This window comes from Mycoplana sp. MJR14, assembly GCF_029210525.1.
GTDB lineage: Bacteria > Pseudomonadota > Alphaproteobacteria > Rhizobiales > Rhizobiaceae > Mycoplana.
On sequence record NZ_JARGEO010000002.1, the window covers coordinates 47016 to 60647 of the forward strand.

At 66.5% G+C, this 13632-nt stretch carries 12 protein-coding genes; 7 read left to right on the forward strand and 5 right to left on the reverse strand.

Going from position 1 to position 13632, the window contains the following annotated elements:
* Window positions 1-211 precede the first annotated feature (211 nt).
* The 7 genes from lptF (at window position 212) to P0086_RS04500 (ending at window position 8663) form a co-directional block, all read left to right on the forward strand.
* On the forward strand, window positions 212-1399 hold the full coding sequence (gene lptF, locus P0086_RS04470) for an LPS export ABC transporter permease LptF (protein ID WP_275782949.1): 1188 nt from the start codon (window positions 212-214) through the stop codon (window positions 1397-1399).
* Entirely contained in the window at window positions 1396-2475 is a 1080-nt protein-coding gene (gene lptG / locus P0086_RS04475; RefSeq protein ID WP_112600584.1) for an LPS export ABC transporter permease LptG, read from the forward strand. Before lptF ends, lptG begins: the two co-directional genes overlap by 4 nt.
* Complete coding sequence (locus tag P0086_RS04480) at window positions 2475-4817, forward strand: LPS-assembly protein LptD (RefSeq protein ID WP_112597555.1); 2343 nt, start codon at window positions 2475-2477, stop codon at window positions 4815-4817. Before lptG ends, P0086_RS04480 begins: the two co-directional genes overlap by 1 nt.
* A 241-nt stretch (window positions 4818-5058) precedes the next feature.
* Complete coding sequence (locus P0086_RS04485; protein ID WP_275784387.1) at window positions 5059-5979, forward strand: peptidylprolyl isomerase; 921 nt, start codon at window positions 5059-5061, stop codon at window positions 5977-5979.
* A 72-nt stretch (window positions 5980-6051) separates the two neighbouring features.
* Window positions 6052-7092, forward strand: coding sequence for a 4-hydroxythreonine-4-phosphate dehydrogenase PdxA (pdxA, locus tag P0086_RS04490; protein ID WP_275782953.1), 1041 nt, complete (start codon window positions 6052-6054; stop codon window positions 7090-7092).
* Complete coding sequence (rsmA, locus tag P0086_RS04495; protein WP_275782956.1) at window positions 7092-7922, forward strand: 16S rRNA (adenine(1518)-N(6)/adenine(1519)-N(6))-dimethyltransferase RsmA; 831 nt, start codon at window positions 7092-7094, stop codon at window positions 7920-7922. Before pdxA ends, rsmA begins: the two co-directional genes overlap by 1 nt.
* A gap of 126 nt (window positions 7923-8048) precedes the next feature.
* Window positions 8049-8663, forward strand: coding sequence for an isoprenylcysteine carboxylmethyltransferase family protein (locus P0086_RS04500; RefSeq protein WP_275782959.1), 615 nt, complete (start codon window positions 8049-8051; stop codon window positions 8661-8663).
* A 24-nt stretch (window positions 8664-8687) separates the two neighbouring features.
* Here P0086_RS04500 and gmk read toward each other — a convergent pair whose 3' ends face one another.
* The 5 genes from gmk to P0086_RS04525 all read right to left on the reverse strand — a co-directional run bounded on the left by gmk (window position 8688) and on the right by P0086_RS04525 (window position 13502).
* Window positions 8688-9353: a guanylate kinase gene (gene gmk, locus P0086_RS04505; RefSeq protein WP_148652445.1), complete on the reverse strand. Its 666-nt coding sequence runs from the start codon at window positions 9351-9353 to the stop codon at window positions 8688-8690.
* A gap of 3 nt (window positions 9354-9356) precedes the next feature.
* Entirely contained in the window at window positions 9357-10244 is an 888-nt protein-coding gene (locus P0086_RS04510) for a YicC/YloC family endoribonuclease (RefSeq protein ID WP_112597543.1), read from the reverse strand.
* A gap of 157 nt (window positions 10245-10401) precedes the next feature.
* Window positions 10402-11586, reverse strand: coding sequence for an endolytic transglycosylase MltG (mltG, locus tag P0086_RS04515; RefSeq protein ID WP_275782967.1), 1185 nt, complete (start codon window positions 11584-11586; stop codon window positions 10402-10404).
* 316 nt (window positions 11587-11902) lie between these two features.
* Window positions 11903-13162 carry a beta-ketoacyl-ACP synthase II gene (fabF, locus tag P0086_RS04520; protein WP_112597541.1) on the reverse strand — a complete coding sequence of 420 codons (1260 nt, stop codon included), beginning with the start codon at window positions 13160-13162 and terminating at the stop codon, window positions 11903-11905.
* 103 nt (window positions 13163-13265) lie between these two features.
* Complete coding sequence (locus P0086_RS04525; RefSeq protein WP_097139127.1) at window positions 13266-13502, reverse strand: acyl carrier protein; 237 nt, start codon at window positions 13500-13502, stop codon at window positions 13266-13268.
* Window positions 13503-13632 lie beyond the last annotated feature (130 nt).

The following is a 13632-nucleotide window of genomic DNA, read 5'->3' on the forward strand; positions in this document are numbered from 1 at the left end:
GCTTGGCAAGATGCAGCGGCCGGTTTAAAACCGCACGTGCAGGTTTGTTCGCGGCAAATTTCCATGGCACAGGGGCCGCACCGGTCTGGTGTCGGCCGAATGAGAGCTTATATGCGCTCGGGCGTTCTCCGAATCGGTAGACGCGATCGGCCGCAACCGGGCGACCGGAGACCATGAGACAACAGGAACGGGAACCCGGTTCGGAACAGACATGAAGCTGATTGAACGCTACATCCTGCGTCGCACGTCGCTGATGTTCCTCGGCACGCTGTTGCCGCTGCTCGGCATCGTCTGGACGACGCAGGCGCTGACCAACGTCAATCTCGTGACCGACAGCGGCCAGTCGATGCTGGCGTTCCTGAAGCTCGCCACCCTGATCCTGCCCTCGGTGATCCCGATCATCCTGCCGTTCGCCTATGTCATCGGCGTGGCGCAGACGCTGACGGCGATGAACTCCGATTCGGAGCTGACCGTGCTGAACGCGGCCGGCAGCTCGCGGATGATGATCATCCGCCCGGTCATGTATCTCGGGATCGCGCTCAGCCTGATCTCGTTTGCCGTCGACAACTTCGTCGAGCCCTATTCCCGCGTGGCCGTGCGCCACATGGTGGCCACGGCGCACGCCGACATGCTCTCCTCGGTGATCCAGGAAAACGCCTTCCGCAAGGTCACGGACGGGCTCTACGTCCAGGTCACCCGCCGCAAGGGCGGCGGCGTGCTCGAGGGCCTGTTCGTGGCCGATACCCGCGACCCGAAGGTGGAATACGTCTACTACGCCCGCGAAGGCGCCATCGACGAGAAGACCTCGGCGCTGGTGATGAACGACGGCGAGGTGCACCGCAAGCTGCCGAACGGCGACGTCTCCGTCATCAAGTTCGATTCCTACGCCTTCGACCTCGCCGACCTGACCGAGCGCGCCGGCGAGGCGACCATCCGCGCCAAGGACCGCGACCTCTGGTTCCTGCTGAACCCCGATCCGGAGGACGAGCAGGTCAAGCGCAATCCCGGCGCGTTCCCGGCCGAGCTGCACCGCCGGTGCACCGAGTGGACGCTGCCGATCCTGTTCGGGCTGGTGGCGCTGGTCGCAAGCGTGGATGCCCGTTCCCACCGCGAGGCGCGCGTCCATCCGATGGTCTCGGCGCTGCTCGTCGCACTCGCGATCCGCTGGGCGATCTTCTATGCCGGCAGTGCCGCCGAATCGTCGCGGCTGGCGATCCCCTTCATGTACCTGATCCCGATCGCCGTCGCCGCGCTGGCGATCCGCCAGCTGTCGCGCCACAAGAGCCTGGAACTTCCCGCCTCCTGGCGGACCCGGCTGGTCGACCTGCGCGACAGGCTGACGACGCGCCTGCCCGGCCGGTCCGGCGCGGCGCCCACGAGCAACGGACCGCAGCCATGATCCCGACCCTCGCCCGCTATTTCTTCCGCCGTTACATCGTGACGACGGTCTGGTTCCTGATCGGGATCTTCGCGCTCGTCTTCATCATCGATTTCAGCGAGACCGCCAGCCGCATGGGCGGCCTGCCGAAATACACCGCCTTCAGCGGCCTGGTGATGACGGGGCTGCGCATCCCGATGATCCTGATGCAGACCATTCCCTTCGTCGCGCTCTTTGCCGGCATGGCGGCGCTGATCTCGCTGAACCGGCGCTACGAGCTGGTGGTGACGCGCGCGGCCGGCGTCTCGGTCTGGCAGTTCCTGCGCCCCTTCGCCGTCGGCGCCTTCCTGTTCGGCGTCTTGGCGGTGACGGTGCTGAACCCGATCGCCGCCTGGGGCACGCGCCAGGCGCAGGTGCTGGAAGCCGAATGGGGCTCGAACCGGAAGTCGTCGAACAGCGGTATCCCGTGGATCCGCCAGCGCCACGGCGACGACGATGCGATCATCGGCGCCAAGGCCGTCGAGGACAACGGAACGCGGCTCCTCAACGTCTCGATCATCCATTTCGACAAGGAGGGCCGCATCAGTTTCCGGCAGGACGCCGATTCGGCAATCCTCAAAGATGGTTACTGGGAGCTTAACAACGTGCTGGAGACCCGCAACGGCGAGTTGCCCAGGCGTTCCCCTTCGGCACAACTCGAAACCAATTTGAGACAGGAGTTCGTGCAGGAAAGCCTCGAAAAACCTGATTCCGTTTCGTTTTTCAGCCTGCCCCGGAAGATCGAAGCGGCGAAATCGTTCGGGTTCGCCACCGAGCCGCTCGAAACGCAGCTCCACTCGATGCTTTCGCTGCCGCTCCTCCTGGTTGCAATGACCCTCATCGCCGCCAGCGTATCGTTAAAATTTAGCAGGTTTAATCAATCACGTGCGGTGATTCTGGGTGGTATCCTTTCCGGCTTCATGCTTTATGTCGTCACCGTGCTTGTGAAAGCATTCGGAAGCAGTGGAATAGTCCCACCGTTTGTTGCGGCCTGGCTCCCAGTTGTCGTAGCAATGTCGTTGGGTGCAACGATCCTGCTGCACCAGGAGGACGGCTAGTGGCGGCAGGCAACCGCGAACGTAAGACTTGGATCGCGACCGCGCTTCTGGCCGGTGTCGCCCTGTGCGCGCTTGCGCCGATGGCTTCGCTGCCGGCGCGCGCGCAGTCGCCCAATGTCGACCAGCTCGCACCGAATATTCCGCCGGATGCCAAGCTCATCCTGGCGGCCAACGAACTTGTCTACAATCGGGACGCCGATACGGTGACCGCGCGCGGCGCGGTGCAGATCAACTACGGCGGCTACCAGCTCGTCGCCAAGCAGGTGGTCTACGACCAGACGACCGGCCAGCTGCGCGCGCTCGGCGACATCGAGTTCATCGAGCCGACCGGCAACCGCGTCTATGCGCAGGAACTGACGCTGTCGGACGATTTCGCCAACGGCTTCGCCAATTCGCTGCGAATCGAGACGACGGACCTGACAAAGATCGCAGCCACCAGCGGCGAGCGCGTCAACGGCGAGGAGATGATCCTCAACCACGGCGTCTACACCGCCTGCACGCCCTGCGCGACCAATCCGACCCACCGTTCGCTCTGGCAGATCAAGGCCGAGCGCGTCGTGCAGAACGGGCGCACCCACACCGTTCGCCTCGAGCATGCGCGCTTCGAGATGTTCGGCAAGCCGATCGCCTATTTTCCGATGCTCGAGGTCCCCGACCATACGGTGAAGCGGAAGACGGGCGTGCTGTTTCCGAAGTTCAGCTTCACCCAGAAGCTGGGGCTCGGCGTCGGCGTCCCCTACTATATCGCGATCGCCCCCGACATGGACGCGACGATCACGCCCAACGTCTATACGAGCCAGGGCTTCCTGCTCGAGGGCGAGTTCCGCAAGCAGTTCCACAGCGGGCTCGTGACCCTGCGCGCGGCCGGCATCGACCAGATGCAGCCCGGACGCTTCACCGACGGCACGAGCGACCGCGAGGTCGACGGCCGGGCGATGATCGCCTCCGAGGGCGCGTTCCAGATCAATCCGCGCTGGGCCTTCGGCTGGGACGTGATGACCCAGACCGACAACAACTTCGCCCGCACCTACGACCTGTCGGGCTATGACGACCGCATCATCCGCAACGAGGTCTACCTGACGGGCCTCGGCAAGCGGAATTTCCTCGACCTGCGTGCCTTCTACTTCGACGTCCAGGACGCCGATCCGGACGACGTGGCCGAACGCCAGCAGGCGATCCCGCAGACGCTCGACTACGAATACATCGCCCCGCAGCCGGTGCTCGGCGGGCAGCTGAGCGCGACCGTGAACCTGACCAATGTCGAGCGGGACCGCCTCGACCGCTATCACCTGGGCACGTCCTGGCGCTTCCCCGGCCTCGAAGGCGGCACCTCGCGTCTGACGACGGAGCTGGAGTGGAAGCGGCAGTACGTCGTCCCCGGCGGCCTCGTCGTGACGCCGCTCGTCGCCGCCCGCGGCGACGCCCTTCGCCTCGACATGACCGACCCGGGCTTCCGCTACGACGGCAATTTCGACACCGACGACAGCGCAACCCGCGGCATGCTGACGGCGGGCCTGGAGGCGCGCTACCCGATCCTGATGACGACAGCGGGCAGCAGCCACGTCTTCGAGCCGATCGCCCAGGTCTATGCCCGGCCCGACGAGCAGTTGGCCGGCGAACTGCCGAACGAGGACGCGCAGAGCTTCGTCTTCGACGCGACCAACCTGTTCGAGCGCGACAAGTTCTCCGGCTTCGACCGGATCGAGGGCGGCACCCGCGCCAATGTCGGCTTCCGCTACACGGGCAGCTTCGACAACGGCTACACGATGCGCAGCCTGTTCGGGCAGTCCTACCAGCTGGCCGGCCAGAACTCGTTTGCCACCGACGACCTCGTCCATGCCGGCGCCAATTCCGGCCTGGAAACCGACAGCTCCGACTATGTCGGCATGGCCGGTCTCGATACGCCGCTCGGCTGGGCCTTCTCCTACAGCGCCCGCTGGGACCGCAAGGACCTGTCGGTGCGCCGCACCGATACGCGGGTAGGATTCCAGAACTACCAGCTGCAGGCCGCGATGACCTACACGCGCATCGCAGCCCAGCCGGACTACGGCTTCCCCGACGACAATGACGAAGTCCAGACCATCGGCGCGCTCAAGTTCCGCGACTACTGGTCGGTGTTCGGTTCGCTGACCTACGACATCAACAACAGCAACCTGGCGCGCAGCGGCATCGGCCTCACCTATGACGACCGCGACACGATCTTCTCGATCGTCTACGAGAACACGCGCGACACCGGCTCCACGATCGCGAACGACTGGTCGATCGGTGCCCGCCTCAGCTTCCGCACGCTGGGCGACATCAACGTCGGTGACACGACGCTCGACGGCTTCGACGACTACTGATCGGGCGGGCCGGACGGCCCAGCTTGTCATCGTTTGGCCGCATGTATTATGCAAATGGCCGCAAGCAGGGTGCGACGCGCGGGAATCGCGTCGTTTACGCAGTCTCGCGTAGAGGGAAAATGCGGGAGCGGCGCCGCAACAGCACAGTGCAGCGCTCTCCGGACCGGCAGGCCGGCATTCCTGCGGAATGCGGACGGCAGCCGAGCCACGGAAAGGGATGGGCATGAGGAACATGATGTCGATGATGCGGGCAATGGCTCTTGGCACGGCCATCTTTGCGACCGCCGCAACTGTAGCGCCCCTTGCGACGCCGGCCGTCGCGGCCACCAGCGTCGAGGCCGTCGTGAACGGCTCGGCCATCACCTCGGGCGACGTCGCCCGCAGGGCGGCCTTCCTGAAACTGCAGCGCACCAAGAGCACGCGCGAGATCGCGCGCCAGCAGCTGATCGACGAGACGCTGAAGCGTAGCGAGATCGCCCGGCTGCGGATGTCGGTCAGCACGGCCGACGTCGAAGCCTCCTATGCGCGCTTTGCCGCCAGCAACAAATTGTCGACGGACCAGCTCAACAAGATCCTCGACCAGGCCGGCGTCACCCCCGACCACTTCAAGCAGTACATCGCCGTGCAGATGAGCTGGCCGCGGGTCGTCAATGCCCGCTACGGCAACGCGCCCGGCGGCAAGTCGCTGGTGGAGCGCATGCAGGAGCATGGCGGCCAGAAGCCGTCCACCACCGAATACTTCCTGCAGCAGGTGATCTTCGTCGTGCCGGAGAAGCGCCGCAACGCCATTCTCGGCAAGCGCAAGGCCGAGGCGGAAGCCTCGCGTTCGAAATATCCGGGCTGCGACGACGCCAAGATCTTTGCGGCGACCATGCACGACGTGTCGGTCAAGAACCTCGGCCGCGTGCTCGCGCCGCAGCTGCCGGACGACTGGAAGCCGCTGATCGAGAAGGCGGAAGGCAACACGACGGGCACGCGCGTGACCGAGCGTGGCGTGGAGTATCTCGGCATTTGCAAGAAGCGCGAGGTCAACGACGACATGGCCGCCGAAATGGTCTTCCGCGCCGAGGAGCTCGGCAAGAGCGGCGGCGAGAAGGACGACAGCAACAGCCAGAAGTATCTCGAGGAACTGCGCAGCAAGGCGCAGATCGTCAACCGCTGACCCAGAGGCCGCCGGTGCGCTCCGCCGCACCGGTGCCCGACACGAAACCGTCTTCCACAGAAGCCGCCTTCCATGACCGCTGTGCGCGTTCCCCCGCTGGCCCTGACGATGGGCGACCCCTCCGGAATCGGCCTCGACATTACGCTTGAGCTGTGGCGGTCGCGGCGGACGCTCGATCTGCCGGCCTTCCTGTTCATCGGCGATCCGGATGCGCTTGCCGGGCGCGCGGAAGCTGCCGGCATGAAGGTGCCGGTCGTCGAGGCCACGCCCGAGACCGCAGCAACCGTCTTCGACGACGCCGTTCCCGTGCTGCCGGTCCGCCTTGCCGAACCTGCCGTTGCCGGCGCCCCGTCGTCGCGCAACGCCGGCGCGATCATCGGCGCGATCGAGACCGCGGTGACGCTGACGATGGCTGGGCGATGTGCTGCGGTGGTGACGAACCCGATCGCCAAGGCGGTGCTCTACGAATCCGGCTTCCCCTTCCCCGGCCACACCGAATATCTGGCCGAGCTCGCCGCACGCGCAACCGGGCGGCAGTTGCTGCCGGTCATGCTGCTGGCCGGGCCGAAGCTGCGCAGCGTTCCGGTGACGATCCACATCCCGCTCAAGGATGTTCCCGCGGCGCTGACGACGGACCTCGTCTACGAGACCGCGCGCGTGACCGCACGCGACCTTTCCCGGCGCTTCGGCATCGCCGCACCGCGGCTCGCCGTTGCCGGGCTCAACCCGCATGCCGGCGAAGGCGGCGCGCTGGGGCTGGAGGACGATGCGGTGGTGGCGCCGGCGATCGCGCGCCTGAAGGCCGACGGCATCGACGCCTTCGGGCCGCTGCCGGCCGACACGATGTTCCACGATGCGGTGCGCGCCACCTACGACGTGGCGATCTGCATGTACCACGACCAGGCGCTGATCCCCGCCAAGGCACTCGGCTTCGACGATTCGGTCAACGCCACGCTCGGCCTTCCCTTCATCCGCACCTCGCCCGACCACGGCACGGCGTTTGCGCTGGCGGGAACCGGCAAGGCCAAGCCCGACAGCCTGCTGGCGGCGCTGCGGCTCGCGCACACGCTCGCCCTGCACGAGGGTGCGGCATCGACGCGAGGCGAAGCCTGATGGCGGCCATCGACGGGCTGCCGCCGCTGCGCGAAGTGATCCAGCGCCACGGGCTGGACGCGAAGAAATCGCTCGGCCAGAACTTCCTGCTCGACCTCAACCTGACGCAGAAGATCGCCCGCACCGCCGGGCCGCTGGAGGACTGCACGGTCATCGAGGTCGGTCCGGGACCGGGCGGCCTCACCCGCGCGATCCTGTCGCTCGGGGCTAGGCACGTCATCGCCATCGAGCGCGACGCGCGCGCCCTGCCGGCGCTGCAGGAGATCGCCGACCACTATCCCGGCCGGCTGACGGTGATCGAGGGCGACGCGCTGAAGGTCGACTTCGAGGCGCTCGTGCCGGCGGGCGAGCCGGTCCGCATCATCGCCAACCTGCCCTACAATGTCGGCACGCAACTGCTCATCAACTGGCTGCTGCCGAAGGCCTGGCCGCCGTTTTACCGCTCGCTGACGCTGATGTTCCAGCGCGAGGTGGGCCTTCGCATCGTGGCGCGCGAGGACGACGACCATTACGGCCGCCTCGGCGTGCTGGCCGGCTGGCGGACGCAGGCGCGGCTCGCCTTCGACGTGCCGCCGCAGGCGTTCGTGCCACCGCCGAAGGTCACCTCCTCGGTCGTCCATCTCGAGCCGATCACCGATCCCCTGCCCTGTACCGCCCAGGCGCTCGAGCGCGTCACCCAGGCCGCCTTCGGCCAGCGCCGCAAGATGCTGCGCCAGAGCCTGAAGCCGCTCGGCGGCGAAGCGCTGCTGGCAAAGGCCGGCATCGACCCGCAACGGCGCGCGGAGACGCTGTCGGTGGAGGAGTTCGTCACGCTGGCGAATGCCGTCTGACGCGCGGCAACCGCCCACCGGCGGCGCATCACCCGGCGCCGCCTGGACCAACAGAATTGGTTCCCAATCACAGCAGCACGCTCTAGAATCCGGCCGCCCATTCTTGCAGATCGACCGGGGCGTCAGATGAGCGAAATGACCGCCGCCTTCAACCAGAAGAAACGGATCGCCTGGCTCTGGCTGCTGGCCGTGCTGTTCGTGGCCGCCCTTCTACTGATAAAGCCCTACTGGCATGAGGGGCCGGTGCACGAGGCGATCGAGGATACCGGGCTGATCCTCGTCTTCTTCGCCATCCTCGGGCGACTCTGGAGCATTCTCTACATCGGCGCGCACAAGAACAGGCATCTGGTCGAGATCGGCCCCTATTCGATGACGCGCAATCCGCTCTACCTCTCCTCGCTTCTCGGGATCCTCGGCGTCGGGCTGATGTTCGGCTCGCTCGTCGTGGCGGTCGTCATGACCGCCGCCTTCTATGCGGTGTTCCGCTATACCGTCCGGCGGGAGGCCGAGTTCCTGCTTGCGACCTTCGGCAAGGCCTATGCCGACTATGCGGCGCGCACGCCGCTGTTCATTCCCGACCCGCGCCTCTACCGGAAAGCCAGGACGACCACCTTCTCGCAGAAGGCGCTGACCAGCACCTTCCTCGACAGCCTGCTGCTTCTGGCGCTGTTTCCCGTCATCGAGGGCATCGAGCACCTGCGCGCCAGCGGCCACCTGCCGCACGTCGCCACGCTCTTCTGAGGCGCGCGGCGAGAGAACGGGGCGTCAGAGCACCGGCTTCTCGGTCAGGAGCTTGGTGACGAAATCGAACATGCCGTGGCGGCGGTCGCGGCGCAGGCGCTCGGCCTTGACGATGCTCTGCACCGCGTCGAAGGCGGCATCGAGATCGTCGTTGAGGATGACGTAGTCGTATTCGTGCCAGTGCTCGATCTCGGCGCGCGAATTGGCGAGGCGCGTGGCGATCACCTCCTCGGTGTCCTCGGCGCGGCGGTGCAGGCGCGACTGCAGCTCGGTCATCGACGGCGGCAGGATGAAGATCGAGACGACGTCGGCGGCCATCTTCTCCTGCAGCTGCTGCGCGCCCTGCCAGTCGATGTCGAACAGCATGTCGCGGCCGGCGGCCATCGCCTCCTCGACCGGCTTGCGCGGGGTGCCGTAGAAATTGCCGTGCACCTCGGCCCATTCCAGCAGCGCATCGGAATCGCGCAGCATCTCGAACTCGGCCCGGTCGATGAAATGATAGTGGCGGCCGGCGATCTCGCTCGGGCGGCGCTGGCGCGTGGTCACGCTGATCGACAGGCTGATGCCCGAATCCGCTTCCAAGAGGTTTCGCGCGATCGTCGACTTGCCGGCGCCGGAGGGCGAGGAAATGACCAGCATCAGCCCGCGCCGGGCAATCTGGATCGGTTGCGGCTTCTGCGGCGCGGTCATGGTCTACTCCAAATTCTGTATCTGCTCGCGGAACTGGTCGATGACGACCTTGAGTTCGATGCCGGCCGCGGTGACGGCGGCGGCGTTGGACTTGGAGCAGATGGTATTCACTTCCCGGTTAAATTCCTGTGCAAGGAAGTCCAGCTTTCTGCCGACGGGCTGGTCGGCGGCCAGAAGCTCGCTGGCCGCACGGACGTGCGCCTCCAGCCGGTCGATCTCCTCGCGCAGGTCCGCCTTCGTGGCGAGCAGCACGGCCTCCTGATAGAGCCGGTCGCGGTCGAGGCCGCCATTGCCCTGCATCAGCATCTGGACCTGCAGCGCGAGCCGCGCGGCGATCGCCTCGACGGTGCGGCTTTCATCGGCCTCGATGACGGCCGCCAGCTCGGCGATCCGGCCGACATGGCCGGCGAGGACCTGCTGCAGCGCCCCGCCCTCGCCCTGGCGCATCGCCAGCAGGCGCTCGATGGCGGCATCCAGCCCCGCGGCGATATCGGCATCGCGCCGCACCCGCTCGTCCTCGCTCTCCTCGGCCTCGCGGAAGTCGACGACGCCGCGCACCGACAGCAGCGTGTCGAGTCGCAGCGGCGCAGGGTCGATAATGTCGGAAAGCTGCTCGCGCAGGGCCAGGATCGCCGACAGCGCCGCCTGGTTGACCAACGGCTGCACCTGGGGTTCGGCGATCGACACGGAAAGGCCGATCTGCATGTTGCCGCGGGTGAAGACGGCGGCCGCGTTCTGCCGCACGGTGGGCTCGAAATGCTCGAAGCCCTGCGGCAGGCGGATGCGCAGGTCCAGCCCCTTGCCGTTGACCGAGCGGAGCTCCCAGGCCCAGCGGCAGCGGCCGCTCGTTCCCTCGCTGCGCGCAAACCCGGTCATGGATTGCAAAGGCATGGCGATCTCCGCACGAACTGGATGCAACGCCTGCGGAATCAGTCGCAGCGCTCATGCTTCCTTATAACCCTTTCCAGGATGAAATGCGCGCGATCGCGACGACAACACACAGCCGACGGAAAGCGCGGGGGCGCGGACGGCCGCGCCCCGAAGGCCGTCACTGGCTGGTCGGCTGCCCGGCGTCCTCGGCCTCCTTGGCGGCTTCGGCGGCCTTCTCGGCCTCCAGCTTGCGCCAGCGGCGGACATTGGCATTGTGCTCGTCGAGCGTTTCGGCGAAGGCGTGGCCGCCGGTGCCGTCGGCGACGAAGTAGAGGTCCTTGGTCCGGGAGGGGTTGGCGACCGCCTCCAGCGCCGCGCGACCGGGATTGGCGATCGGCGTCGGCGGCAGGCCCTTGATGATGTAGGTGTTGTAGGGCGTCTGCTTTTCCAGGTCGGACTGCAGGATGGCCCGGTCGGCAGGCTTCCCGTCGCCGCCGAAGATCCCGTAGATGATCGTCGGGTCGGACTGCAGGCGCATGTTCTTCTCGAGGCGGTTGATGAACACGGAGGCGACGCGCGGCCGCTCGTCCGCCCGGCCCGTCTCCTTCTCGACGATCGAGGCGAGCGTCACCAGCTCGGCCTCGGTCGCGATCGGCAGGCCGTCGTCGCGCCGCTCCCAGATCTGCGTCACCAGCGCCTTCTGGGCGGCCAGCATCTGCTGGAGGACGTCGACCCGCTTGGCGCCGCGGGAGAACTTGTAGGTATCGGGCATCAGCGAGCCCTCGGGCGGCAGCTCGGACGGCAGGTCGCCCTCCAGCACCGGATCGTCGGCCAGGCGCTGGAAGACCTGCTTGACCGTCAGGCCCTCGGGAACCGAGACGCTGTAGAGGATGGACTTGCCCGACTTCAGGAGTTCGAGGACATCGTGCATCGAGGCATTGGCGCGGATCTCGTATTCGCCCGCCTTCAGCACCTGGTCCTGCAGGTAGATGCGGCTCATGCCGCGGAAGACCCGACTGTCGGTGATGATGTTGTTGCGCTCAAGGCTGGCGGCGATCTCGTTCAGGCCGGCGCCGCTGCGAACGATGAAGTTGGTGCTGGTCGCCAGGGGACCCGGCTTCTCGTAGCTGTCGAGGGCGTAGTAGAAGATGCCCGCCGCGGCCACCGTCACCAGGACGACGACGGTCATGAGGAAGTTCAGGAAGATGACCAGCTGGCTGCGCGCCTTGCGCGAACGGCGCGGCGGATGCGGCACCTGCTCCGGGCGCAGGGCCTCGTTGGCGGATTTCGGAATGATCGGGCCCTTGTTGGCATTGTCGCCGCGACCGAACGACATGTCGCTGGTTTCGTTGTTATCGCTCACGGACACTCCTCGAATGATCTGGCCATGTTGGTCCGTTCCTCCCTGCCCGCGCCGGCCCCGCGACCTTCGGGCGGGGAAGAATCATGCGCGGATCTTTATTGTAACTGCGCTCCGGTGACCCCACACGAACGCGTGATGCACTAGGGCAGACCAATACGGCAAAAACAGGTACGGAACCCGCCCCGCTGGCGGGATCCGCAGTCGTCGGTGGTGGTGCTTCGGGCGAACCAGGAACCCTCGTCCGCGTCCGGATCTGCCCGGCATCCCTTGACCGAACGGTCCAGGGCTGCGGCCTATTCGCCGGGCGCCGGACGGATCAGGCGTAGCGCCGCAGGACCAGCGAGGCGTTGGTGCCGCCGAAGCCGAACGAATTGGACAGCGCCACGTTGATCTCGCGCTTGCGTGCCTTGTGCGGCACGAGGTCGATGGCAGTCTCGACGTCCGGATTGTCGAGGTTGAGCGTCGGCGGGGCGATATTGTCGCGGATCGCGAGCGCCGAGAAGATGGCCTCGACGGCGCCGGCTGCGCCGAGCAGGTGCCCGATCGCCGACTTCGTGGACGACATCGACATCCTGGCCGCGTGGTTTCCGACCAGCCGCTCGACGGCGCCGAGCTCGATCGTGTCGGCCATCGTCGAGGTGCCGTGGGCGTTGACGTAGTCGAGGTCGGCGGCCGTCAGGCCCGCGCGCTTCAGCGCCATCTGCATGCAGCGATAGGCGCCGTCGCCGTCCTCGGAAGGGGCGGTGATGTGATAGGCGTCGCCGGACAGGCCGTAGCCGACGACCTCGGCATAGATCTTGGCGCCGCGGGCCTTGGCGTGCTCGAGCTCCTCGAGAACGACGATGCCGGCGCCCTCGCCCATGACGAAGCCGTCGCGGTCGCGATCGTAGGGGCGCGAGGCCCGGGTCGGCTCGTCGTTGTACTGCGTCGACAGCGCCTTGCAGGCGGAGAAGCCGGCGAGCGCCATGCGCGAGATCGGTGATTCGGTGCCGCCGGCGACCATGACGTCGGCATCGCCGAGCGCGATCAGGCGGCTCGCGTCACCGATCGCATGCGCGCCGGTCGAACAGGCGGTGACGACGGAATGATTGGGGCCGCGCAGCTTGTGGCGGATCGAAACCTGGCCGGAGGCGAGGTTGATCAGGCGGCCGGGTATGAAGAAGGGCGAGACGCGGCGCGGACCCTTGTCGCGCAGGACGTAGCCGGCTTCGACGATGCCTTCGAGGCCGCCGATGCCCGAGCCGATCAGGACGCCGGTGGCGGTCTGGTCCTCGTCGGTCTTCGGATGCCAGCCGGCATCCGCAAGCGCCATGTCGGCGGCGGCGATGGCGTAGACGATGAAGGGATCGACCTTGCGCTGTTCCTTCGGCTCCAGCCACTGGTCGGCGTTGTAGGTCCCTTCCGTACCGTCGCCGGTCGGAATGTAGCAGGCGATCTTGGCGGGAAGATCCTCGAACTCGAAGCCGCTGACCTGGCGGGCGCCGCTCTCGCCGGCGAGAAGGCGGGACCAGGTCACTTCGGTACCACAGCCCAATGGCGATACCATGCCGGTACCTGTGATAACGACACGTCTCATCGTCGGTGATCCACCCTATGTCTTTTCTTGGACCGAGGCGGCGCGTCCAGGCGCTTGCCGCAAGCGGGGTCGCGGCGGGCCCGCAGGCCCGCCGAAATTTCGATCAGGCCTGGGCCTTCTCGATGAACTTGACGGCGTCGCCGACCGTCAGGATCGAGTCTGCCGCATCGTCGGGGATCTCGACGCCGAATTCTTCTTCGAAGGCCATGACCAGTTCGACGGTGTCGAGCGAGTCCGCGCCGAGATCATCGATGAAGCTCGCGCCTTCGCTGACCTTGTCGGCGTCAACGCCCAGATGATCGATCACAATTTTCTTTACGCGTTCTGCGATATCGCTCATGTCGGAATTCCTCGACCTTTGTTTTCTTCGGCGCCGTTCACGGCACCGGGGCACTCAACCAAGCCCGGAATGAAAGTGATCCCGGGCAATTCTTTTTCAACCGTAGATGCCCCCGGGCGCCTTCGATGAG

Coding starts and splice junctions, on each gene's coding strand:
- lptF (WP_275782949.1), top strand. CDS start 212: ATGAAGCTGATTGAACGCTACATCCTGCGTCGCACGTCGCTGATGTTC.
- lptG (WP_112600584.1), top strand. CDS start 1,396: ATGATCCCGACCCTCGCCCGCTATTTCTTCCGCCGTTACATCGTGACG.
- P0086_RS04485 (WP_275784387.1), top strand. CDS start 5,059: ATGATGCGGGCAATGGCTCTTGGCACGGCCATCTTTGCGACCGCCGCA.
- pdxA (WP_275782953.1), top strand. CDS start 6,052: ATGACCGCTGTGCGCGTTCCCCCGCTGGCCCTGACGATGGGCGACCCC.
- rsmA (WP_275782956.1), top strand. CDS start 7,092: ATGGCGGCCATCGACGGGCTGCCGCCGCTGCGCGAAGTGATCCAGCGC.
- P0086_RS04500 (WP_275782959.1), top strand. CDS start 8,049: ATGAGCGAAATGACCGCCGCCTTCAACCAGAAGAAACGGATCGCCTGG.
- gmk (WP_148652445.1), bottom strand. CDS start 9,353: ATGACCGCGCCGCAGAAGCCGCAACCGATCCAGATTGCCCGGCGCGGG.
- P0086_RS04510 (WP_112597543.1), bottom strand. CDS start 10,244: ATGCCTTTGCAATCCATGACCGGGTTTGCGCGCAGCGAGGGAACGAGC.
- fabF (WP_112597541.1), bottom strand. CDS start 13,162: ATGAGACGTGTCGTTATCACAGGTACCGGCATGGTATCGCCATTGGGC.
- P0086_RS04525 (WP_097139127.1), bottom strand. CDS start 13,502: ATGAGCGATATCGCAGAACGCGTAAAGAAAATTGTGATCGATCATCTG.